Source organism: Anaerocolumna sp. AGMB13020 (genome assembly GCF_033100115.1).
GTDB lineage: Bacteria > Bacillota > Clostridia > Lachnospirales > Lachnospiraceae > Anaerocolumna.
This window is the reverse complement of the sequence record NZ_CP136910.1, coordinates 4,399,277-4,424,518: the sequence shown is the minus strand read 5'-3', so window position 1 is coordinate 4,424,518 and position 25,242 is coordinate 4,399,277. Positions and strand designations below refer to the sequence as shown.

Annotated in this window: 19 protein-coding genes; 3 read left to right on the top strand and 16 right to left on the bottom strand. The window is 39.1% G+C overall.

Translation table 11 applies throughout. From position 1 onward, the window contains the following. Nucleotides 1-7: 7 nt before the first annotated feature. The 9 genes from R2R35_RS18335 to R2R35_RS18295 all read right to left on the bottom strand — a co-directional run bounded on the left by R2R35_RS18335 (nucleotide 8) and on the right by R2R35_RS18295 (nucleotide 10,489). Nucleotides 8-430, bottom strand: a complete 423-nt coding sequence (locus R2R35_RS18335; RefSeq protein WP_317731280.1) for a DUF3021 family protein — start codon at nucleotides 428-430, stop codon at nucleotides 8-10. A gap of 4 nt (nucleotides 431-434) precedes the next feature. Next, a complete protein-coding gene (locus R2R35_RS18330; protein ID WP_317731279.1) occupies nucleotides 435-878 on the bottom strand; it encodes a LytTR family DNA-binding domain-containing protein in 444 nt (147 codons plus the stop codon). 491 nt (nucleotides 879-1,369) lie between these two features. After that, entirely contained in the window at nucleotides 1,370-2,236 is an 867-nt protein-coding gene (locus R2R35_RS18325; protein ID WP_317734817.1) for an IS3 family transposase, read from the bottom strand. Between the two features lie 32 nt (nucleotides 2,237-2,268). Further along, nucleotides 2,269-2,949 carry a transposase gene (locus tag R2R35_RS18320; protein ID WP_317731278.1) on the bottom strand — a complete coding sequence of 227 codons (681 nt, stop codon included), beginning with the start codon at nucleotides 2,947-2,949 and terminating at the stop codon, nucleotides 2,269-2,271. A gap of 170 nt (nucleotides 2,950-3,119) precedes the next feature. Further along, entirely contained in the window at nucleotides 3,120-3,965 is an 846-nt protein-coding gene (locus R2R35_RS18315; RefSeq protein WP_317731277.1) for a nucleoside phosphorylase, read from the bottom strand. Nucleotides 3,966-4,799: 834 nt separating this feature from the next. Next, complete coding sequence (locus R2R35_RS18310; RefSeq protein ID WP_317731276.1) at nucleotides 4,800-6,263, bottom strand: cellulase family glycosylhydrolase; 1,464 nt, start codon at nucleotides 6,261-6,263, stop codon at nucleotides 4,800-4,802. Nucleotides 6,264-6,546: 283 nt separating this feature from the next. Further along, the gene (locus tag R2R35_RS18305) at nucleotides 6,547-8,265 is read right to left on the bottom strand and encodes a MutS-related protein (protein ID WP_317731275.1); all 1,719 of its coding nucleotides are present in this window, start codon (nucleotides 8,263-8,265) and stop codon (nucleotides 6,547-6,549) included. Nucleotides 8,266-8,534: 269 nt separating this feature from the next. Further along, nucleotides 8,535-9,512: a dipeptidase gene (locus R2R35_RS18300; RefSeq protein WP_317731274.1), complete on the bottom strand. Its 978-nt coding sequence runs from the start codon at nucleotides 9,510-9,512 to the stop codon at nucleotides 8,535-8,537. Nucleotides 9,513-9,649: 137 nt separating this feature from the next. Next, nucleotides 9,650-10,489 (bottom strand): C40 family peptidase, encoded by an 840-nt coding sequence (locus R2R35_RS18295; protein ID WP_317731273.1) that lies wholly within the window; start codon nucleotides 10,487-10,489, stop codon nucleotides 9,650-9,652. Between the two features lie 216 nt (nucleotides 10,490-10,705). Between R2R35_RS18295 and R2R35_RS18290 the strand changes: the two genes are divergently transcribed. Further along, the gene (locus tag R2R35_RS18290) at nucleotides 10,706-11,272 is read left to right on the top strand and encodes a hydrolase (RefSeq protein ID WP_317731272.1); all 567 of its coding nucleotides are present in this window, start codon (nucleotides 10,706-10,708) and stop codon (nucleotides 11,270-11,272) included. Nucleotides 11,273-11,423: 151 nt separating this feature from the next. Here the strand turns inward: R2R35_RS18290 and R2R35_RS18285 are convergent, their stop codons facing one another. Further along, nucleotides 11,424-14,081, bottom strand: a complete 2,658-nt coding sequence (locus tag R2R35_RS18285) for an alpha-L-rhamnosidase (RefSeq protein WP_317731271.1) — start codon at nucleotides 14,079-14,081, stop codon at nucleotides 11,424-11,426. Between the two features lie 261 nt (nucleotides 14,082-14,342). Here R2R35_RS18285 and R2R35_RS18280 point away from each other — a divergent pair, with 261 nt between their 5' ends. Further along, nucleotides 14,343-15,245 carry an AraC family transcriptional regulator gene (locus R2R35_RS18280; protein ID WP_317731270.1) on the top strand — a complete coding sequence of 301 codons (903 nt, stop codon included), beginning with the start codon at nucleotides 14,343-14,345 and terminating at the stop codon, nucleotides 15,243-15,245. Nucleotides 15,246-15,566: 321 nt separating this feature from the next. Here R2R35_RS18280 and R2R35_RS18275 read toward each other — a convergent pair whose 3' ends face one another. Beyond that, nucleotides 15,567-16,724 (bottom strand): peptidoglycan DD-metalloendopeptidase family protein, encoded by a 1,158-nt coding sequence (locus tag R2R35_RS18275; protein ID WP_442872301.1) that lies wholly within the window; start codon nucleotides 16,722-16,724, stop codon nucleotides 15,567-15,569. Nucleotides 16,725-17,298: 574 nt separating this feature from the next. After that, nucleotides 17,299-18,633 (bottom strand): MATE family efflux transporter, encoded by a 1,335-nt coding sequence (locus tag R2R35_RS18270; RefSeq protein ID WP_317731268.1) that lies wholly within the window; start codon nucleotides 18,631-18,633, stop codon nucleotides 17,299-17,301. Nucleotides 18,634-19,160: 527 nt separating this feature from the next. On the opposite strand from R2R35_RS18270, the gene R2R35_RS18265 reads away from it, so the two are divergent. Then, complete coding sequence (locus R2R35_RS18265; protein ID WP_317731267.1) at nucleotides 19,161-19,931, top strand: MerR family transcriptional regulator; 771 nt, start codon at nucleotides 19,161-19,163, stop codon at nucleotides 19,929-19,931. An 84-nt stretch (nucleotides 19,932-20,015) separates the two neighbouring features. On the opposite strand, the gene R2R35_RS18260 is transcribed toward R2R35_RS18265, so the two are convergent. The 4 genes from R2R35_RS18260 to R2R35_RS18245 all read right to left on the bottom strand — a co-directional run bounded on the left by R2R35_RS18260 (nucleotide 20,016) and on the right by R2R35_RS18245 (nucleotide 25,043). After that, nucleotides 20,016-20,174 carry a hypothetical protein gene (locus tag R2R35_RS18260; protein WP_317731266.1) on the bottom strand — a complete coding sequence of 53 codons (159 nt, stop codon included), beginning with the start codon at nucleotides 20,172-20,174 and terminating at the stop codon, nucleotides 20,016-20,018. A 220-nt stretch (nucleotides 20,175-20,394) separates the two neighbouring features. Further along, nucleotides 20,395-22,257: an ABC transporter ATP-binding protein gene (locus R2R35_RS18255; protein WP_331670156.1), complete on the bottom strand. Its 1,863-nt coding sequence runs from the start codon at nucleotides 22,255-22,257 to the stop codon at nucleotides 20,395-20,397. After that, nucleotides 22,250-24,490: an ABC transporter ATP-binding protein gene (locus tag R2R35_RS18250; RefSeq protein ID WP_317731265.1), complete on the bottom strand. Its 2,241-nt coding sequence runs from the start codon at nucleotides 24,488-24,490 to the stop codon at nucleotides 22,250-22,252. The genes R2R35_RS18255 and R2R35_RS18250 overlap by 8 nt, the downstream gene beginning before the upstream one ends. A gap of 37 nt (nucleotides 24,491-24,527) precedes the next feature. Beyond that, on the bottom strand, nucleotides 24,528-25,043 hold the full coding sequence (locus R2R35_RS18245; RefSeq protein WP_317731264.1) for a MarR family winged helix-turn-helix transcriptional regulator: 516 nt from the start codon (nucleotides 25,041-25,043) through the stop codon (nucleotides 24,528-24,530). Between the last annotated feature and the right edge of the window lie 199 nt (nucleotides 25,044-25,242).

Sequence of the window (25,242 nt, the reverse complement as noted above, 5' to 3'; positions counted from 1 at the left end):
TATTACGCTATTCATTTCTTTTGGTTCTCATGTTTTCCAATTGTTTATTGATATCATTCGCTGTTTTGCGATCAATCAACCAGATAATTAATACGACTAGTACACGAATTAATAAAACCTCGAGCGCTAATATGGTGCTTTGCATCACGCCAGATACCTGTCCTATTATATTACCTAAGGTAACGATGACAACTTCCAGCAGAAGAAAATGTATTACCTTTCGAATATATCTACTTTTTTGAGATAACTCTTTTTTTGAATAATATACCAGATTAGTAAGATTCCCTGCAAGGGCAAATAAGGCTGCCAGGATAATTATTCTGAAGGTAAGGGCTTGCGTTGGATTAAGAAATGCTGTTAATAATATAATAACTGAAAAAATGATAAAATAATTACGGAGCATTTTACTAAATAAATTTGATTTATTCATTTTATCAGCCTCCTAGCCCAATCTTATTTTTTAACTGTGGTACATATTGTCTTGATATAATCACTTTTTCTTTATTGTCAAGAATTGCTTCAAATCTGCCACTGATTGATGGCCGAACCAAGGTGATTTTCTCAATATTCAAAATAGTCGATTTAGAACAACGGAAAAAACGGCGATTCTCATACATTTGCTCAAGCTCATATAGCTTTTGCTTCGATTCATAGACCCCATTCTGGCAATAGATAAAAACCTTATTCTCAACCGCTTCAAAATAATACACATCGCCAAAGTATAGGCGATGGATATCATTTTCTATGTATCCTATCAATTCTTTATCCTGCTTTTTAAAGCTATTTATGCAGTTTACAATCTCGTCCGTTACTTCATGGCACCGAATAATTATCTCTTCTTCCTGCTCTTTTCCAATGGTGTCTATTGTAATTTTCATTCTAGTATACCTTCTTGTTATTTTTATATTAACGATTGATTACCAAACTAAATTTGTCAGATTAATAGTGGTCACAATAAATTCTGTTTCAGCTTGTATCCGTCTCATTCATAGATTAATGCTTGTTTCTGCCTTCATTATTTCAATGTATAAATGAATGTTTGTCTCTAATTTGCTTCCATATTTTAAAACTAAGAAGGAATTACTGATTACTGATTGAAATAGATATGAACATATAATAAATTAAAAATAGCCATATTTCAATGAAATTCCACAAAATTCAAAAGATATGGCGCTGGAGCTTGCTGCCAAACATCTATTCTCCTGAGGATTTACGAAGAGGGTTGAAATGGTATAGTTGTAATTCGTTTGATATGTTTAATCCAAATCTGAAAAAAACAGACTACCATAAGTGAACTGCTTCCCGTCAAGTAGACAATTAAAAAAATATAAATCTTTCTGCCAGTAAAGGATAACTTACTGGCAGTTTTTTATGCTGCCTGTAGATATAACTCATGTTTCTCCATCGGAGTTAATACACCTAGATTTCTTTGTAAGCGTTTATTGTTATAGTATTTCATATATTTCTCGATCATTTCAACAACTGCTTTCTTACTCGTAAAACGTTTTCCATAATAACGCTCTCTTTTAATAATTCCCCAAAACCCTTCCATTGGCCCATTGTCAATGCACTTTGCCACTCTTGACATACTCTGAGTCATTCCTGCTGATTCAACTTTTGAACGGAAAATCCTGTTTGTATATTGAAATCCTCTGTCACTATGAAATAGTGGGCAAACACCTGGGTTGGTCTCAATCGCAGCATCAAATGTATCAAAGACTAACGAATTATTGTTGTTGTCACGAATGATGTACGATACAATCCGACGGTCATACAAATCAAATATGGCGCTAAGATAGACCTTATGCTTTTCGATGCCAATGTAATAGTGAAATTCAGTTACATCGGTAAGCCATTTCCTGTTGGGTGCATCCGCTTTAAACTCGCGGTTGAGTAAATTTTCTGCTATGTAGTATGGGTTTACTGCTTGTCTTGTACATCCATTACTAGAGTACTTGATTGTTGATTTTATATTCCGATTCCGGCAGATTCTCAATACGCGTTTATCATTTACTTTTATATCATGATACCGTTCCAGGTCATCCCGGATTCTTCGATACCCTTTATCTGGGGATTCCTCATGGATCCGTTCAATGATATCTGCTATGCGCCTGTTTTCGGTTTCGCATGCGGGGATATTCCTGTTTATCCACTTATAGTATGCAGAGCGGGAAATACCACCAAGCTTACATAAAGCATGTATAGGATAGCCGTATTTTTCGTTTACCTCTTTGATTGCCTGGTAAATACTTTCATGGCGAATCAGGCTTAATACCGCCTCCTTTCTATCTCCTCGAGTTTTTTTAAGAAGGATACCTCCATTTCGGCTCGTTCTTTTTCTGCTCTCAAAATCTTGTTTTCAGCCCGGAGTTTCTCTAACTCGTTCATTTGTTCTTTCGATTTCCTTTTTCCACGACTATCATTTAAAGCTTCAACTCCATCTGATTCATATTTAATGGTGTAATTGCGTGCCTGCTGATAGGATATCTGGTGTTTTTCTGCTGTTTCTCTGTAATTGTGATTATGTGCAATACAATACTGTACTATTTCCACTCGCTCATCAAATGTGGTGTTTCTACCTTTGGTCATGATACGGCCTCCTGTTCCGGAAGCTTTCAGCTTCTCATGACCATTATACTTCAAAATCCAGTTTCGTAGTTGGGATGATGAACGAATTCCATATTTTCTGCAGAGTTCAGAATAGGAACCCTTACCATTTAGATAATCTAGTACAGCATTTTTTTTTGTATCCGAAGAATAAGCGGTATTCTGGGAAGTAGTAATAAGACCTTCTTCTCCCAAAGATTGATATAAAGAAATCCACTCCAAAATGCGTGTCCCGCTGATACCTAATAACTGCGCTTCATGATTAGCAGAGGTCTTACCTGATAAATATCTTTGAACAATATTTATCTTTATTTCGAAAGAAAACTTAGCTTTTCTTCCCATAAAAATATGCTTCCTCCTAAGTAACAAGTTTTTTATTATTTCACTTGTCTACTTAGAGGGAAGCATATCAAAGCTAGTCTGTTTTATCATTTCAGAATAAATCGATCTATCATTAACTTTGTATATTCGCATTTATTGTGCCACAATTACGCTTATAATACAAATAACCTTTACAGTTCCATGCATGTCTTTAAAGATAATTCAACCAGCCCTCTCTTTATTTCATCTCTGCTAGTCCATTGACGCGAATCCCATTCAACACCACTTAAATCGTCACCGCCAAATAAAATTTGTCCTAAGACTACGTTACGGAATCTTGATACCGCAAAAAATGCAGCAGCTTCCATCTCTACTGAAACACACCCTTCCGAAACTCGAAGTGCAATTTTATCTTCGGTTTCTCTGTAAAATGCATCAGTAGTCCATGTCTTTGCCTTAATATAAGGGATGTTTTCATTGTTAAATATTTTCTCAATAGTGCTTATTGCATGTTCATTGCATTCTATTTCTCTCGCAGGCTCTACATAATGATAGGAAACCCCCTCATCTCGAACTGCTGAATAAGGTACAATTAAATGACCTACCTGAATACCTTTTTGTAAGACTCCGGCAGCACCACAAACTATAAACTTTTTAAATCCCATTGCAATAAGTTCTTCCAATAAAGCAGCAGAGCCTGCAGCACCTAAGAATCCCTGAACAATTGCAATGGACTTCCCATTACATCTCGTTTCATATATAGGTAAATTAACCGTAGCGGTGTAGAATGTTGCAACTTGCTTTAACCTGTTCGACTGTAGCATTTCATCGATTATATCGCCAAAAAAAGTTATTACACAGTATTCTGAAACATCCGTTTTGAGCGTCAATTTGAATGGGTCAATTTTAGCGATTGGATTAGGATCGTATTCCAATATGGGAAGTTCCTTTTTTAATACATACTTCTTTTCTTCCTTTATCTTTTCTTCCTTTATCTTTTCTTCCTTTATCTTTCTTTCATTTATCTCTTTTTCCATTGATAACATTTCCTCTCCAAATATATAATTGTAATATCTCAAATGTCATCATTAATCATATTGGCTACTCCCATAGCCTGATCACCTCCCATGCACTGGGACAAATAAAAAACTCGTCCCAAAAACGAATCTTATTCGCATCGGGACGAGAATCAATACTCTCGTTACGGTCTGTACTTCAGACTCTTACCACCCATTTCGCCATACAAGCATATGCGCCCTTATTCACAGCAGGGAACCGTCATACTCTACTCGTTTCCTTTCGATATGATACTCAGGAGGGATGTTCTGTATATTTCTACTTATATCGGGTTCACACTATCTCCGATTCACTGTTAATTTCAAAATAAACTTACTGTCTCCGTCAATGTATTTAAAATAGTATACCATAATGCTTCCATAAATCAACTGCAAAATGTAAATTTTTAGCTTTACATTCCTAACTAACAATACCAAGCTTATATTAATTATTAGTTTATATCCCTAAAAATTCATCAAGCAACTTGAAAAACAATTCAAATGCACCTTTCATATCTGACTCTGGTGCTGACGTACTGTCACGTTAATGCACTCATTCTTGTTTTCTGGAGTTTCAAATCCTTCAGGGCTTTTTATACAATAAAACCTAAACTCCATTACAAAAAAAGGAACCAAACTCCCGTTTAGTTCCTCTCTTACTTGGATTATGTCTGTCAACGTTCAACACGACCGAGACAGGGTTTGACATTTGCTTCTCTTTTCGTTAGTTTACATCGTACTCCTTGCTCTCCAGCAATGCAATGTATCCTTCAAACACAATCTATAAAATCTATCCCATTCATAACCACAGCTCAATTATTTGAGTGTATATGAAAAATTAGTAACTGCTGTTCCTGAGCCCTGTAAACTAAAACTTACTGTTCCTCCTGCGCTAATGGTATTATTGTAGGACATCGGAGTAATAATAATCTTATCACCGGACACCGCCTGCTGTGCATTCCAGATACTGCTTATGTTAAAATCTGCTTTGTTCACGGTCAGGCTCCAACCATTGATGGCTGTACTGGAGGAATTAGTAATAGTGAAATTCATGATATAACCTGAATTCCAAGAATTAACTTCAGTACTTAATGCCATTGTCCCTGTACCTGGTGTCGGTGTAGGAGTTGGTGTTACCGAATCTCCTGCCCCTTTTACAAGTGCGGTTACTATAGACGGAAATACCCATGTAAGAGTACTTCTGTTAAATATACCAAAGGTTTCACTTTGATTGGGCACAGAATAGTTATTATCCCACCATATAAGTGGTATTTTCCTGCTTTTTGCTGCTTTAGCAAAATATTCAGCCAATGCAATTCTTGAGCTTTCATTGCTTTTGTTAATGGAACCACATTCACCAATAACAACAGCAATTCCTTTGCTAATGAACTTGTTATATACCGCATTTAACTCACTGTCTAAAGATGCTTTGTCACTATCACTTCCCCAGGAAGAGGTTCCATTAATATCCATAGCAAAAAAATAAGGTGAGTACATATGCAGTGATACAATACAGTTTTTATCATTATTGGGTATTACCAGATCATCTACTGCCGCAGTAACGGAAGAAGCTGCATAGGTCGGCACCATTATAAATCGATATGTATTATTTCCTCCGGTCATACGTATGGCATTAACTGCTGCTAAATTATATGCATTTACGATAGCACGAGCCTGAGAAGTACCACCGGACCATTCTGTTGGATCCCCAACCACTCTTGGTTCGTTCATTGTCTCAAAAATTAAATGCTCATCATAATTCTTGAAACGTGTGGCAATCTGGGTCCAGACCTTTTGCAGAATTGCAGTATTTGTACTTTGGTTTGCTGCATTTGGTATCATCCAATTAGTTTCATGATGAAGATTGATAATTACATACATACCATTGTCAATACCGTAATTAACAACTTCCTGCACTCTGTCCATCCAGGCAGAATTAATTGTATAATTCGGTGCCGGACCAAACTTCGTATCCCAGGTTACGGGAATACGTATCGTGTTAAAACCTGCTTTTTTAACCTGATCTACCATTGCTTTCGTCGTAACCGGATTTCCCCATGCCGTTTCGTAATCGGTTACAGTCGGGTTATTGACTGTAATATTCGTACAATCAAGTGAATTTCCTAAATTCCAACCCAATTTCATATCCTTTGTCAGTTCTAGCGCAGTAATTGTTTCTAACCTGCTTGCAGCCTTTAAAATGTTAGGCTTATACCCCCCCATACCGGTTAACAGCACCAGTACTAATAAAATAACGCCTACCTTCTTTAAAGCTCTCATAATAACCTCCTTATTGTTTATTTTTTACAGTTACTATTTAATTTTAACATATTTTTCTATATAATCAACAAAATTAATGGATATTTTTTACTTTTTTTATTTTATTTCCCTGCATTTCTGCTTAATCCTGTCATTTAATGCGAATAGATGAATTCAGTCCCCCCAACCTTATGCCCCATAGCACTGCTTTTATTACTGTACTCTATCTTAGTCATGTTATTTATTAATTTGTGAGACTTCTTTTCATCATTCACTTTAGCCACCAACTGCTCATAATACCCTCTTAATTTTTAGATGCATAAACCTCTTCGCCTTCCTGTAAAAACCAACCCTGGGCGGTCTGTTCCCACTCACCGCTTGCCTCATATTCCGCCAGTCTTCTTGCTGCTCTTTCCACAATATTCTCAGGATATCCATAAGCCTTTAACAGCTTAAGTGCATTACCTGTATAGGAGATTCCTTTCATTAGTTTGTAATCAAATGATATCTCATCCGCTAAGACCTGCTCCGTGAAATAATAATTATCATATACGCCCTCTAACAGTCTTGCAAGGTCAATGTCATGGGTAGCTGCCAAACAAATCGCCTTCCCTTCACCAAGACTTTGTAATATCTCAGTGGATGCTGCAATTCTCTCCGGTGTATTGGTTCCCCGAAAGACTTCATCAATACAGCAGAGTACTCTTTCTTTCCTGGAAGCCTCCAGAATCCTTTTTAATGATTTAATCTCTGCAAGAAAATAGCTGTCCCTATTTTCAATACTATCCCTTAAAGTCATTGATGTATAAACCTGGCAGAAATATCCCTGGTATCTGCGGGAAGTGGACAAGTACAGGGTCTGTGAAAAAATTCCGTTTAGAGCCACTGCCTTTAGAAAAGTGGATTTACCGGAAGCATTACTGCCTGTCAGAACGATTCCCTTTGTTACTCTTATGGAGTTAGGGACAGGCTCCCGGACTCCCGGATGATATAATTCTTCTGCTATAAGTCCTTCAGAATCTTTACTCCCTTCCTTCTTTAATTCCGGTATCGAATAAAAGGGAAGCAGCAGCTTATAATTAGCAACTGCTGTCATTGCATCCAGAAAACCTAAGATTTCAAACAGCCTTCTTGCTTTGGGAAAATTCTTTCTGACTTTGGTGGTGATGCTTCCCGTAGCCAGAACATCAGCATGAGTCAGTATACAGATATAATCAAGTACCAGTTCATATACATCGGCTACGATTCCTGTTCCCGAGACCAGAAATACTGATTGCAGCCTGACGCCGCGAAAGCACTTAAGTATATCCAGCAGCTCAAGCTGGTAAGGCTTAAGCTCCGGTGAATTTATCTTTACGATTCTGTCAGCTGCCTTTAGCATCTTTGAGAAATTCTTAAGATACCACTTGCCAGAATCCGGTATTCTGAATAAAGCTTTATAATAAGTATATAGCGACACAAACAAAGCCAGCACACTCAGACACCCTCCAACCCAGGGATTTATAAATAGAGTTAGGATTGCCAGCATTGTAAATGCAAAAATACCCACATGAAAAAGTGCCGGAATATGCAGGGCTGTCGTACAATGAAGAAGCATTTCATAAGCAGATGCGCCATATACCTTACCTAAACGAAAAAATACCCTTTGAAGATTTAAGCGAAATTCTCTGTCCTCTTTGATTTTTTCTGACATCTGATGCCTCTTTGCCAGGAGCATCTCCTCCGCCACAGGTTTTCGAAGCATTGCATAGAGATACTCCGCTCCACAATTAGACTGGGTTATATTCATATCGTTATAAATGCAATCCAGCTCCAGATCATTCCAGGTTATGTCATCTATGCCTCCAGCTTTTAATTCTGTGCGGTGATAACAGGCGATTGATTCCTCTTCCTGTCTCCAGTTATCGGTTCCTTTCTCTTTCCCAAAAGAGCTTTCACGGTACCGGTACATCCGTCTCTTCTGTATGTTTTGAGTGGCAAGCATAATGGCAGTTGCCAAAGCCAGGAACAGTAATATCTCCATAGAATTCCCCTTTCAAATCACATTCATTTGCTATGTTAATAAATTTTTCTGTACCAGATTAAGCGTCCCGCTCTCTAAGGATCGTAACCTACCAAAATTACACATGATGCATTACTCGCAAATTACACAAGGAAAATTAGTTTATCCGCATCTCTTTCCAGTATTTCTATATTTTACCTTATGCTAAGTCATCTGTAAATAAAGGGTACAAAAAAGGAACCCCGTAACATATCAGAATTTTACGGGACCCCTTTCATTTTGTGCCTCTATTATAACAACTCCTTATACACTCGTAATACATTTTTATAGAATACAGACTCTATCTCCTTGTTGCTTAATCCTGCTTTTTTAAGGCTATCAGCCAACAAGGGCAGAAAGGAACAATCAATCAATTCATCATGTCCCGGTATCCCATCAAAATCTGAGCCAAGACCGATACACTCGTATCCACCTACATTTCGGATATGCAGGATATGCTTTACGATTGCGGAAACAGTGCCTGCACTTTCATCCTCTCCTAAAAAGAAAGGATAGAAATTCATCCCTGTGACCCCTCCCCTTAAAGCCAGTTTTTTTATCATATCATCCGAAAGATTTCTGACATGAGGACAAATACTGCGGGCATTGGAATGACTTGCCACAAAAGGCTTCGTAGTATGTCTTAACACCTGATAGAAACCAGCGTCGGATAAATGGGATACATCGATTATCATCCCGATATTCTCCATTTCATGTATAAATTCAAGTCCAAACTCCGTCAGACCCTCAGTGGTATTTGGAGTATACCAGTCTGTTTCCTGTCCTCTCATAGTTACATTTGGATAGCCGATTCCATTCATATGATTCCAGGTCAGTGTAAGCATTCTCACGCCAAGTCTGTAATAATTGCGCAAATGTGCCAGGTTTCCTTTCGTAACTCCGCCTTCTTCTATGGTCAGTAAAGCAGACAGCTTTCCCTCACTTCTGTTTCGCTCAATATCTTCGTATCGGAAAACCGGTGCTATACAGTCTTGATTTACCTGCAGCTGCCTGTAATATAAATCAATAAGCTCCAGACAGTAGCTTAGAGCATCTTCTCTTTCCGAAAGATTAACGAACATGGCAAAATTCTGAAGGAGATAATCACCCTTTTTCATCTTTTCAAGATCTATATGTAACTCACTTTTCGCCAGCGTATCCTTTCTTCCTTCTGCCATTCTGGCAAACAACTCAGAAATGGTATCACAATGCATATCAATTATTTTCATAAATAATAACCAAGCCTTTCTGCTATTTAAATAGAAGTAACTTTAAAGCTATATAATTAATTCCATATATATTATATGGATGGTTGCCTTACCATCGAAAAAATCAGCGTTCAATGCCTCTTTAACTTACCTATTTTCTAAGGAAAGATACTTCCCACTTCCTTTAACCGTTGTGCAAGATCCTCACGGTATAAAATATCCTTTGGATTTAAGCTGTTAATTACCACTCCATCACTGCCATTCCTTGCAGTAGAATGTATATACCGTTCATCCCCCAGATAAATAGCAACATGACCTGAAAAATACAACAAATCAGCAGGTTTTTTATTTTCCGGCGAAATAGCTCTTACCGGATAACCTGGTTCAATGGATGCATCCCGGTAAATGGTAACTCCATTTAATTGATAAGCCATAAAGGTTAAGCCGGAGCAATCTACTCCCAGAGGCGACTTGCCTCCCCACCTGTACTGGCAGCCCAGATATGTTATTGCAGTCTGAACTATATCATAACGCAAATTATCTTCTTTTTCTACCTTAAAATCTGTTAGATAATCACCTAGAAAAGCTTCTTTGATAAAACCCGAGTCCCCGTTACATAACCCTACTTTTACATAGCCCTGAGGGTCAGGCGAATCAAGTACAGCCAAAAGTGCTCCTTTACACACTGTTATAATCAGTGCTCCCCTAACATTAGGCGCAGCCAAAATATCCGCAAAGGGATGTATTACTACCTTTTTAAATTCCTTTTTCCACCTGGACACCAGGCAATGGTCCCTTATCAGTTCTCTGTTGTTCACGTATCCATGATAACCATACTGCGTTCTTATATAACTCCAGCCATTCTCTTTTTCCTCTAAAATAGTCACAGGTCTTCCATAGAGATCTTCGTCCAGAAGCTCTCCTCTTTGGTGCGGGTCTTTTCTCAACGAGCCAATGGCTGTATTTATGACAGCTTCACACATTAATATGAACCTCAATCAATTCAACTGCTTCTTATGCTATCATATTCGCAATTTAATTTCTTCATTCAAGAATTAATCACTCTATGGGATTTGACAACAAAAGTCAGAAGTGCTATATTCATATTTAAATAATAGGATATATATAACCGTATCAAATCACCCCGATTACACCAATATCATTTATATTCCGTTCTATTTTATTATAAGGACTGCATATTGAAAGGAGCACCTATGAGTTATATACCGACGCCGGACCAGGCTTATGAGATCTTAAAGGATTACAACAAGGATGACTTTCACCTGAAACACGGTAGAATCGTAGCCGGAGTAATGGAGTATTTTGCAAAGGAATACGATCCTGAAAATATGGCCTATTGGAAAACCGTAGGAATGTTACATGATTTAGACTTTGAACTTTATCCTGAAGAACATTGCATCAAGCTTCAGGAGATCATGAAGAAACTGGATATTGACGACAGCATAATTCATGCAGCTGCCAGTCATGGTTATATGCTTACTGTAGATGTTGAACCAGAGCGTTATATGGAGAAGGTATTATATGCCGTGGACGAGCTTACCGGTCTTATTGGTGCCGTAGCTCTTATGAGACCCTCAAAAAGTGTATCGGATCTGGAAGTAAAATCTGTTATGAAAAAATATAAGAATGCCAATTTTGCTGCCGGCTGCAGCAGAGAGGTGATTAACCGGGGTGCCCAGATGATGGACGTAGAACTCAATGAGTTAATAGATAAAACGATTCATGCTATGAGAAGTCTTATGTCTGAAATGGAGCTATGATTATATAAGCCTGCCTGTCTCCAATAGAAATAATAGCCAATAAAATATATAATTTAGCCCCCCTTACAATGCCAGTTTCATCGACGTTAAAGGGGGGCACATCTTATAAATAATTATTATTACATTTTTCTTGCTTGATAATTGTGTTATTTCAGCTTAATGAAGCTGTTATCTTCTGCTTTACTTCAAATTTACCTGCTTTCAGAATGATTCTATATTCATTATCCTCTTTCCGATAGCTTACTCCTGCCTCCGAAAGTTGGGAGCCATTAATTGTTACCTCCGAGTTCTCCGTAACCGGCAGGACTAACTCTGCCTCCGCATTAAAAGGTATCATAAATTGATAGTGCAGTCCATCTTCCTCGTAGCACCAGCCACTCTCATAATGTCCTGCTGCTGTATCCAATTCAGCCTTTGCATAAGATAAGAGCTTATTTGGCTGAGGTGCAAGTCTTATTTTTCTATACCCCGGATATTCTTCAAGAGGGTTGATTCCGCACATATTACGATACATCCATTCAGCAATGGACCCGTAAGTATAATGATTTAAGGAGTTCATTCCCAGTTCCCCAAATTTACCATCCGGAAGTAAGGAATTCCATCTCTCCCAGATAGTTGTGGCACCAAGTTTTACCTCATAGAGCCAGCTAGGAAATTCCTCATTTAACAAAAGCTTGTAAGCCAGTTCATTGTATCCGTTTTCGGATAATACCCTGCAGAAATATGGAGTACCAACGAAACCAGTCTTAAGATAATACTTATTGGCCTCCAGATTCTGAACCAATGCTTTAAGGATTCTAGGTCTGTAATTCTCCGGAACCAAATCCATAAAAAGTGCAAGAATATATGCTGTCTGGGTATCTGCGGCAAGACGTCCTCTGGGTGTCAGGAATTCGGCACAGAAAGCTTCTCTGACCTCTTTAGCCAACTTACCATATTCATGAACAAGGTCATTCCTGCCTAGTACCGCTGCTGCTTTTGCCAATATATCAGAAGAATAGGCATAATAAGCTGTTGCAATTAAGTCAGTAGGCGTTCCTCCAAAAGGATTGAAGTCACCTTGCCCATCCAGTGCAAGCCAGTCACCAAAATGAAAACCTGTGTTCCATAACCTGCTGCCATCATCCTGTTTTCTGATATATTCCACATAGGAAATCATACTATTTAGTTGTTCTTGTAAGACTTCCTTATCACCATAATGAAGATACAAGTTCCAGGGAATTACCGTTGCTGCCTCTGACCAGGCAGAGGACCCACCGGATAGGAAGCTGTTCTCACCTTCTTTTCCCAAATCAAAGGTAGGTACCGTATGGGGAACGATTCCGCCTAAGGCTTCCTGTTCTCTTGCAAGGTCATAAAGAAATTTGCGGAAGAAGGCATCGCAATCCATATTCATGCAGGCAGTTCCGGAAAACATCTGTGCATCTCCCGTCCACCCCATTCTTTCATCTCTTTGAGGGCAATCTGTAGGTACATCCAGGAAGTTACCTTTCTGTCCCCATAATGCATTCTGAAAGAGGCGATTGACCATTGGATTGGATGTCTCGATATTTCCGGTTCTTAAAAGGTCAGAGTATACTACACATCCTGTAAAATCCTCTTTCTTGATTTCCTCGGTAAATCCTTCTACTTTGACATAACGAAATCCATAAAAAGTGAAATGAGGCTGTACCTCTGCCTTATGACCATCACTTATATATTCAAACTCTGCTTTGGCTGTTCTGAGATTTTCTCTGTAGAAGCAGCCCTCCTGCAGTTCTTCTCCATATTGTAGTTTTATTCTTGTGCCTTTTGGCGCTTCCACCCGGAAGTTTAACCACCCTACCATATTCTGCCCCATATCCAGTACTGTTTCACCAATCGGGGTTGTAATTACCTTTACTGGCGTAAGCTTTTCCTTGATTCTAACAGGGATGCTTCTTCTGGCAGACAATAAGCTGCTATCTATTTCAATGGGTTTAACTCCGCTCCAATCTTCATCGGATACTTGTATGGTTGACCAGCCATAGATCTTCTTTCCGGCATCCTGGAGCTCTCCGTCATAGATACTGCTCTCCATTACATGGGAACCAGTTGCCCTCCAGGTATCATCTGTACCTATTCTTTCAGTGCTCCCATCCGCATAGGTAAGTTTGATTTCACAAAGCAATGCAAATTCATTTCCATAGATTCCTTCTGTTTTCCCCAGGAAACCAAAACGTCCTTTATACCAGCCATTTCCGAGAAGTACCCCAATGACATTGTCACCTTTTTCTAACAGTTCCGTTACATCGAAGGTCTGGTATTGAATCCAATTGTTATAACTGTTGCAATAAGGTGTTAGATATTCATCTCCTACTCTGCTTCCATTTAACTCAGCTTCATAAAGCCCCAAACCGCATATATAGAGCCTGGCTTCCTTAACCTCACTCTTAACCTGAAAATTCTTTCTGACATAGGGATGGGAAACTTCCTCTTTCCAGTCAGGTGTAATCCAGATACCACTCCAGGGGTTGAAAAGCTTTGATGTTTCAAACCAGGCAGTATTACTGCTAACTTCCCCACAATCTGTCCAAACATAAACTCTCCAATAATATCTGGTCTCCGGCAGCAAAGTAATATCCGGTGTATAACCAATACTGTTGATTGTCTCCTCCCTGCCACTGTCATGCACAAGGTCTGCAAATTCCTCATCTAAGGCAATTTCAATTCGGCAGGCAGTCTGAACTACAGCTTCCTCAGCCTCTGTTATCCAGCTTAAAACCGGCTTGTCCAATGCATATCCTAAAGGATTCTCAATACGGTTACATTTCATTGCGCTTATCTTCATTTTATTTCCTCCCATATAATAGTTGTAAGCAGAAGTCTCTCCTCAATTAAATAGAATGATTGCCTGTACTGAATTCTCTCGCCTTTCCAAGATAACTTAATTCTTGGATAAATTCTTTTATCTCAGATAACATGATTATCAGTATGAATTCTCACAACTTTCAGATATAATCAATAATAGAAACTTTAATTATAGTTATATTCTACTTCTTTTTATTTTCAATTTCCTTGGGCTATATTATAATAAAATGGGGTGAATTTTATGAATGATAATAAATTCTACCGGGATACCGGTAAAAGCTTTTTTCGTAATGGAAATTCCATATATATTAACTATATCAATGAAAACACAGAACCACACCTTCATGTACACGATTTTATCGAGATATCCTATGTAGCCTCCGGAACAGGAATTCATATCATTGGAGATAAACAATATGATGTCGGGAAGGGAGATTTATTCCTGATAAACTATCATATTCCTCACGAGTTCCGCTCTTTTCCTGCTCCTACGGCACCCTTGATGGTATATAACTGTGTTTTTAAGCCGGACTTTATCGATATGAACCTTTTGGATTATAAAGAATTTACTGATGTTATTAACTATCTTTCCTTTCGTTCCATTTTTGCCCTGGAGTCAGAAAATATAGAAGATATTAAAATTCTGGGGGTTGAAAATAACTCACTGGAAGCAATATATAAAAAAATGCTTACTGAGTTCACCGAGAAAGAAGAAGGATATATAGAACTGTTGCGTGTATATCTTATTGAACTTCTTATTAAGATCTTTCGCTCCTACAAAAATTCCGGAACCAATACGACCACTATGATGTCCCACCATGCGAAAATGATAAAACAGTCCATCCAGTATTTGAAACTTAATTATTCTGTCAATACCAAACTCACCGATCTGGCAGCACAGTCTTTCTTAAGCCCAACTTATTTTTGTAAGCTTTTTAAAGATTACGCCGGTATGACCATTTCAGAATATGTACAAAGACTGCGTATAGAAGAAGCTTGTAATTTGTTAACGGCTACAGAGGATAAAGTTATCGTAATAGCGCAGAAGGTTGGATATAACGATATCAAGCATTTTAATGAAGTGTTCAAACGACTGACTGGTATGACTCCACGGGAATACAAGAAACAGATACGAAGTAAATGATTAAATCGATATTCGATGTTTATAATAACATGATTATTTTATACAATTATCGAAATTATTATATATTCGATATACATCGTATATCAAATATATAATTCATATTTGCATTTAATCCAGAATGCATAAAAATCTCCCTACATCCTCAACAAACTGACGGTGTTAGAGCTGCTGACAACAAAAGGGATATATGCCTGCTGTGTATATATCACAGTGGAAGTATACAGCCCTTTTTGTTACAGGGGGATTCTAACGCAAGGCTTCTTTTCGAGCTCTTCCATTGTATAATCCTATAATCCCCCACTTCTGCAGTCAGCATTGCTGTTATTCACCGGTACCATTTGATGGTTCACCCGTAGGTTGTTCCGTGGGTGCAGGTGACGACTGCTGATTAGTTCCACCATTTTCATTTATCGGTTCTCCCATATCTTCGTCTGTATTATGAGGCGTTATATTATACTTATCTCTATTCTTTTCAAAATCCTCTGCTGCCGGATCTTTTATATTATAAACCCTTACCCATTCCTTGGAAGCAGCGACTTTTTCCGTTTCAGAACGGTTCCGGTACAGGAACTTCACCAGTTCATAACAGTCTATCCAGATCTCATTATTTCCCTCTTTCTGGGATTCATCGAAAATCAGCTGTAAACCAAAATGAAGATGGGGTGTATCTATGTTATTGACATTCTCCGTAGTACTGTAACCGGTTCTGCCAAGATATCCTATAACATCACCTGCCTGAACGACACTGCCGGTGGCCAACTCTTTGTTATAGGGGTAGTTCTTTCTAAGATGCGCATAATAGTAATAACGCTTACCATCAAAACTTCGGATACCGATACGCCAGCCACCATAGCGATTCCAGCCCAAAGCTTCTATATATCCAGACTCCACTGCAATAACCGGTGTTCCCACCTGTCCCATCATATCATGGCCCAAATGTCTTCGCTTATATCCATATGTACGTGATACACCGAAATCATCATAATCACTGTAAGGGAAATACTTTGCCAGTGGCAGATAAGCTTTTAGACCATATTTTTTCTCCCATACAGTTCCTTCCGTACTTTCTTCCTGCTTTGTACTTTCTTCCTGAACTGTATTGTTTCCCTGTGTATTATTTTCTTTTGCGGTGTCAGTACCCTGGGCTGTTTTATCTTCCTTTGTTGCATCAGTTCCTTTAGCTGTTTTATCTTCCTTTGTTGTATCGGTTCCCTGGGCTGTTTTATCTTCCTTTGTTGTGTCAGTTCCTTTGGCTGCTTTATCTTCCTTTGTTGCATCAGTTCCCTGGACTGTTTTATTTTCCTTTGTCGTATCAGTTCCTTGTGCAGTATCCGTACCTTGTTCGGTACTATTATTTTGATCCGAACTGCTGACATTTACTGACTCTACCTCGTATTCTCCTACAAATCCCCCAAGAACTGCTGTATAGACTTCCAGATAATAAGAATAGTATTTCATATCCTGAGTTAATGCTGCCATTGTAGTCTCACCGCTTTTTAATTTTTCGGCAAGGCTGTTTATATCCTTATCCTTGTATTTCGAAAAATCTCCTCCATACCTGGTTCCCAGATATGCTAAGAGTTCTATCCAGTTTAATTTCACAGTTTCAGACTGAGAAGCCACATCCAGATCATAGGCTCTGCCCATAGCTTCCGCCGTAACATCGAAATCCACCCATTTTATGTATTTCTTCTCTGTATTCTCCTCTGAAAGAAAGCGCGGAAGAAAGGTTTCCTTCATAAAGTTTCCGATTCCGCCGCCCTTACCGCCGCCGAATGCCAAACTCCCTATTAATACAAGAAGCAGAACTGCTTCTATGATAATACCATACTTTATTTTTTTCATATAAAGAAAACCCTCATCCATAAACTGTAGTAACATTTTATGTCGTGAGGGTTTTACTTAGCACTTTAAACCTTTAAAACCTTATGAAATTCTTTTTTGACCACCGGTTCTTATTTCATTCCTCATCTGCATGCGAATGTATCACTGCTGTAAACTATGGGGATAATTATATCTTTCAGATGCATCTCACTATACTTTTACTCCGGTATCAGTGTATATAGGCATGCTTCACCCATTTGCCTCTGACAAACCGCAACGTAAAACAGATTGCCCTAAAAAGCCAGTCTATTGTCATGGCAACCCATACTCCCATTACTCCCATTTTCAACCCCTTTACCAGAAGATAACTGAAAGCAATTCTCCATACCCACATGGATATTATGGAGATGACCATAGTAGTTCTTACGTCATTTGCTGCCCGTAATGCATTGGGCAGTGCAAAAGACAGAGGCCAGACAATACAGCAGCAGATACTGTGATATAGAATAAGCATCAGTGTTGTCTCTTCTGCCGCAGGTGATAATTTAAATACCCAAACAATAGGTTCTCTGAGAAAAATAATTCCGATATTTAATCCGCACATGATAAGGTAGCAGGCCTTCATAAGCTTCTTGGTATAGTTCTTTGCCTCTTTGATATTACCAGCACCGATACAACGTCCGACTACCGTGATCATTGCAAGCCCCATGGCACTACCGGGGATCAAGGCAAATCCGGCAATGGTACCGGCTGCCGCATTGGCAGCTATGGCAACGGAGCCAAGGCTCGCCGTCAGTCCCTGCACCATGATCTTTCCTATCTGAAAGATACTGTTCTCAAGACCATTTGGCACACCGATATTCAGAATTCGCTTAATCATCTTAAAATCAATTCCTGTTCGGAGAATATTATTCATATGTATGGGATGCTTCTTATTACAAATCAGGATGAACATAATAATCGCTGACACTGCTCTGGCAGTAAGGGTAGGAATCGCAACGCCCTCTACTCCCATATCCAAAAGAAAAATCATAATATAAATTCCTACAGCGTTAATAATATTCATCAGAAGGGAAACATACATGGAAACCTTGGAATTACCCATAGCGCGAAACAGCGCTGCACAGGAATTATATACCGCCAGAAACGGAAAGGAAAAAGCCGTAATAAAGAAATAAATCTTTGCACTGTCCATTATGGCCGCTTCCTGCTTACCATATATCATAATCAGAATATTTTCATTTCCGATTAAAGAAATAAGCATTATAATCAGGGAAATCATCAATGTAGTTATTATAAGCTGGCTTCCTGCTTTACTGGCATTATCATTTTCTTTACGTCCCATGTATTGGGAAGATACTACCGCACCTCCTGTAGCCAGGGAGGAAAATAGAGTAATGAGAAGAACGTTAAGGGTATCTACCAGTGAGACTCCCGATATACCGGCTTCTCCCGTAGCTCTTGATACCATTATTATTCCGACAAGTCCTACAGACACTGCCAATATCTGCTCAATAATCAGTGGTAAGATCAGCTGAAAAAGCTGCTTTCTGGTAAACATCATAATAATCCGTAGCCTTTCTGTATTAAGGTGCCATAGCACGTCTCGTTTTACCTCTGTTCTAAAACTGCAATCTTTCCATTGCCCTTTAAAACAGAAACTCCCGATCATAATCCAGGAGGGTTCCATTATCAGGTGACTTATTTCGTGGTAAATCTTCCGTTAAAAGCATGTAAATTCCATTATGACCCTTTCTGTACTAAATTACAATATGATTTCGACCCAAAATCATGTAGTATCTTATGCAAAAAAATTTCATTTTTCCTATTGACATTCACATTACGTAAAGGTTTATGATAAGTTCATGGTTGATGATTACTGCATCCGGAGCCGTCCCTCTTCAACCAGTGTGCACACAATAAATCATCAAATAGCTTTACAGGCTGAGAAGCCAAGTTTTGCCAACGAACGAAGGAAAGTAAGTGTATTATAAATATCGTTTTATATCCTTGCTGACTCAGGAAAGACATAGCAGATATTCGTTTTTAACAACCAGCAGACGCAGCCTCTCAGGGCGGAACAGGAGAAACATGGAATATACTATTTTAAAATTAAGCCAAATGGCAGGTGTCAGCACCAGAACATTAAGGCATTATGACAGCATAGGTCTTTTGAAGCCCCTGCGAACCAACTCCTCCGGTTACCGTATATACGGCCAGAAGGAAATCGCTCTGCTGCAGCAGATACTTTTCTACCGGGAGCTGGGATTTGGTCTTGATGAAATACGTTCCATTGTCCTTAGCCCTGGCTTTGATAACCTTACAGCCTTACAGGAACACCGCAAGAAACTTAAGCAGGAAAGAGAACGGCTGGATATTCTCATATCCACCGTCGATAAGACCATTGATTCAGTAACAGGGAGGAAGACCATGACAGATAGAGATAAATTCGAAGGTTTTAAGAAAGATCTTGTAGCAGCAAATGAAGAAAAATACGGAAAAGAAATTAGAGAAAAATATGGTGATGAGACCATAGAAAAGTCCAATCAGCAAATGTTAAAACTGACCAAAGAGGAGTATGACAGATTGGAGGAATTAAGCAGACTTATTCATAAAACACTGAAAGAGGCTTATGAAACCAAAGACCCCTCCGGTGAAAAAGCCCAGGAAACAGCTCACCTTCACAGAGAATGGCTGACCTTAAGCTGGGGACATTATAACAAAGAAGCCCATAAAGGACTAGGTGATATGTATGTAGCCGATGACCGTTTTAAGGCTTATTACGATAAGGAACAGGATGGACTTGCCGAATTCTTAAGAGATGCTATTCATGTATATACAGCGGACTTAAAGGATGAATAATCGTTGAATAACCTTCTACAAACCACTTTTCATTAGGCTACAGCTTCGGCTGTTCTAATGAAAAGTGGTTTGTATTACATATTTCTATTCTTCTGTCTCTGTTTCTTCCTTGTGGTAATGATTGTTATAAGTATTCCCGCTATTATTACCAATACCTTGCTTTACAGGAGCCATAAGTATTCCAAGTAAAACACCGCCTAAAAAGCAGGTAGTCCCCATTAAAAATACCGTTAATTTTTTCATAAACATTCCTTTCTGACGTGTTATTTTTTAATTATCTTACCACATTATAACAGGAAACTCTATTATATTTTATATATACTGCCCGTCCATATTCAAATCACATAACAGAACACCCTCTGCCTAAATTCAGTTACCTTTTTAAGCAGAGGGTGTAAATAAAATCCATTCAATAAATAGAACGTTTATTACAATTTAAACAATTATACCATAGGCATTTATTTTAAGCAGTCTCTTCAAACTGTGAATTATAAAGTCCTGCATAGAAGCCCTGCTTCTTTAACAGTTCTTCATGGCTGCCCTGTTCTACAATATCTCCGTCCTTCATAACAAGGATAAGGTCTGCATCTTTTATGGTTGACAGTCTGTGGGCAATGATAAAGCTGGTTCTGCCTTTCATCAGGTTATCCATGGCCTTCTGGATTCTGACTTCGGTTCTGGTGTCGACAGAACTTGTAGCTTCATCCAGAATCAGGATCTTAGGATCTGCCAGGATAGCTCTTGCTATGGTCAAGAGTTGCTTCTGCCCCTGGGAGACATTGCTGGCTTCTTCATTTAATACCATCTGATAGCCATCGGGAAGGGTTGATATAAAATGATGGGCATGTGCCGCTTTGGCAGCTGCTATAACCTCTTCATCCGTTGCATCTTCTTTACCGTAACGGATATTCTCCATTATGCTTCCGTTAAAGAGCCAGGTATCCTGCAATACCATACCAAACATTTTACGCAGTTCTCCGCGGTTGAAATCTTTAATGTTGTGACCGTCAATCAGGATCTCACCGGAATTGACATCATAGAAACGCATTAGCAGTTTGACCATCGTAGTCTTACCTGCACCGGTAGGACCTACAATTGCAATCTTCTGTCCTTTTTCAATTTCAGCTGAGAAATTATTGATAACGATCTTGTCAGGGTTATAACCGAATTTAACATTCTTGAATTCTACTCTGCTCTCAACAATTTCAGGATTAACGGGATTAGGAACGGTCTGGTCTTCTTCCTCTTCTTCCAAGAACTCAAATACTCTTTCCGCTGCGGCCGCTGTCTGCTGTAGCTGCGTGGAGATCTGGGCAATCTGGGAAATAGGCTGGTTAAAGCTTCTTACATACTGAATAAAGGACTGGATATCACCGACTTCGATGGTTTTCTTGATCGTAAGATAACCACCCAGGATCGCAACGGCTACATAACCGATATTTCCGACAAAGCCCATAATAGGCATCATCATACCGGATAAGAACTGAGACTTCCAGGCAGAACCGTATAAAGTGCTGTTGGACTTTTCAAATTCTTCAATAACCTGCTTCTCACCGTTAAAAGCCTTAACAATGTTGTGTCCGGAATACACTTCTTCTACCTGACCATTTACATGACCCAGATATTCCTGCTGTGACTTAAAGTACTTCTGAGATTTCTTCATGATAAAAGCTATCAGCAGTGAAGAAACCGGCAGTGTAAGTACAGCAACAATTGTCATTCTGCCGCTGATGGTTATCATCATAATTGTAATACCAATTATTTGGGTTATTGCGGTAATTACCGTAGTAATACTCTGATTTAAGCTCTGGCTTAAGGTATCGACATCATTTGTTACTCTGGATAACACTTCACCATGGGTCTTGGTCTCAAAGTAGTTCATTGGCATGCGGTTTATCTTGGTTGATATTTCAGTTCGCAGCCTGTAGGTGACCTTCTGGGTTACCCCTGACATGATATATCCCTGGACAAAGTTAAATACTGAACTTGCAATATACAATATAAGTAATACAATAAGTGCTTTGCCTATCTTCGTAAAATCAATTCCGCCGGTTCCCCGAAGCTTTGCTGAATAACCTGTAAAAATATCTGTAGTGATATTACCCAGACGCTTCGGTCCTACGATAAAGAATACCGCACTGCCCGCTGCAAACAGCATTGCAAGTATAATGCTTATTTTATAAACAGATATATATTTTACCAGCTTTGATACGGAGCCTTTAAAATCCTTGGGTTTCTCAACCGGTCCGCCAAAAGGACCTCCGCCCATAGGACCTCTGCCGCCTCTGGGCGGACGTGCTGCCTGTTTATTTCTCTCATCACTCATATGCCAATTCCTCCTTTGACAGCTGTGATAATGCAATCTGATTGTAAACCTCACAATTTCTCAGCAGCTCCTTATGAGTACCTTTTCCAACAATCTTGCCCTCATCCAGAACGATTATCTGATCCGCATGAAGAATCGTTGATATTCTCTGAGCAACAATAAGAATGGTCTTATTCTTAATTTCCTCATTCAAAGCCTTACGAAGTGCCACATCTGTCTTGTAATCAAGAGCAGAGAAGCTGTCATCAAAGATAAAGACATCCGGATTCTTTGCAATTGCTCTTGCTATGGAAAGCCTTTGCTTCTGACCGCCTGATACATTATTACCGCCCTGGGATATAGCTGTTTCATACTTTTCCGGTTTTTCTTCAATGAAATCTATCGCCTGTGCAATACGTGCAGCTTTCTTTATTTCCTCTTCCCCGGCATCCTGCTTACCGTATTTGATATTGGATTCAATGGTTCCGGTGAACAGTACACCTTTCTGGGGAACAAAACCTATCTTCTCACGCAGATCATGCTGTGTCAGATCTCTGACATCAACACCATCCACCAGAATATTTCCCCCTGTTACATCATAGAATCTCGGTATCAAATGAACCAGAGTGGACTTACCGCTACCGGTACTTCCGATAAATGCAGTTGTCTTACCGGGTTCTGCTGTAAAGCTGATATCCTCCAGTACATTATCCTCTGCACCAGGATATTTAAAACAGACGGAGTTAAATTCCACATAACCTTTTTTGTCCGCCTTAAATGCTTTGGACGAAGCAGGATCATGGATGGTAACCTCAGACTCCAGTACTTCCAGGATACGTCCGGCAGCAACAGTTGCCCTTGGCAGCATAATAGATATCATAGTGAACATCAGGAAGGAGAAGATTATTTGCATAGTATACTGTAGGAATGCCATCAAATCACCAACCTGCATATTTCCGTCACTGATTCCATGAGCACCGCTCCATAAAATAAGTACAGATACACCGTTCATGACAAACATCATAACAGGCATCATAAATGCCATTGATCTGTTTACAAAAAGGTTCGTAGCGGTCAGATCTTTATTGGCAATATCAAAACGCTTTTCCTCTGTCCGCTCTTTATGGAACGCCCGGATAACGGGAAGTCCTGTAAGAATTTCTCTGGTTACCAGATTCAGCCTATCCACCAGTTTCTGTATTGCTTTAAACTTAGGCATGGCTACTGCAAACAGGATTCCCACTACCATGATAATAATAAGTACGGCAAGTGCAATGATCCAGGTCATGGATACATTGGTATTCAACACCTTAATTACACCTCCGATTGCAAGAATCGGTGAATAGAATACAATACGGATTAAGAATACCAGCATCATCTGTATCTGCTGAATATCATTGGTACTTCTTGTTATCAGGGAAGCAGTGGAAAAATGGTCGAATTCCGAGTTGGAAAAACCAACCACCTTACGGAATACCTTACCTCTGAGTTCCATACCAAGGCCTGCTGCTATTCTGGCTGAGAAGAAACCTACCAGTACAGTAGCGATCATGGCAATTAGAGCAAAACCTAACATCTTAAGTCCCGCAAAAAGAATATACTGTGTCTGTAACTTATCCGTATCTATTCCTAAGGCTTTGTACTCTTCCTTTACTACCTTTGTAGCTGCCTGAACTCTCATGGAATCAGACAAGGCTGCAAAAGACGTTTTTATTGGTTCAAGTATCTGTACTGTCTGCTCCTTGGGCAGAGCTAGGATCATCTGTAACAAGGTCCCATCCTTAAGCTCGTCAGGAACGATAGTTTTCAGCTGTTCTTTTATTAGTTCAGATTGTTCCGTTTCCTGGCTTAATGTACCTGCCAGCAGCATTGAATCTGCCAGGATATTATTTAAATGTTCAATATTTTCGTTGTCATTTAACACATATATATTTTCGTTGGATAGTTCCGGGTACTTTTTCAAATAATCCTTATAATCACTGTCGGAAACAGAATCCTTTGTTACCAGTGTATAAGAATCCATTACATCCTTTTGTCCGTTCTCATCCAGAAAATATAGATAAACCTTCATATGGCTTTCCAGCATGGCTTCTGGGACGGCATTCTCAATTCCTCCCCCTTGTATACCTACATCCACGATTTTGGAGGTATAAGTAGGAAGGGACAAATCACAATAAGCCTGCAATCCCAAAAGGGCAATTACCACAAGCATGATAGCCCAGGAGGATCTTAACAGTTTTAATAATTTAAACATGGGTGCTCCTTTCTAATATGTTCTTACTTTGTTGCCCTTAGAAATCATCCGTTTTATCTGATTCCCCCAACACCTCGACCATGGCGTCATATAACTTGTTTAGCATTTCTATCAAGCTTCTCGTGTTATTTTCTCCCATTTTCAGAATAGTATTATCCGTAAATATGCGCAGCTGCGATATTGACTCCTGGATAATCTCATGTCCTCTGTCCGTCAGGCATATATATACGACACGACGGTCTTTGGTATCAGTTATTCTCATTACATAACCCTTTTCTTCTAAAGCTTTCAGCATCTTAGACGTGGCCGACTTGGTAGAATGAACCATTTTACTAAGTTCACCGACACGTACACCCGGCTCGTTTGTCTCGGCTTCCTTCACTCCGCAATGCTTTCCACCATGATGTATTGCGCCTAACATCATAAATTCAGCCGGATAGAGACTTCTGTTTCCATGAAGTCTTCCCATGAGCTTGCGTACTTTATTCAAGGTGGTGATGAACTCCTGACTTATGGTTCCTTCATACTCCTCATCTTCCCGTTTATCTGCCATTATCACGATTCCTCCTCAAGAACTCCCCAGTACCGAGCTCTTATATTCTTTTGCTCTCATTTTGTTGAGTACCTCAACTATTGAGATGCTCAACCAATATTATAATTCTTTTTTCAATGAAGTCAATAGAACTTTTGAAAAACAGCATTTTACATAAATGGACGAAGAAAACACCTTTTATTGTTTTAAATTTGCACAA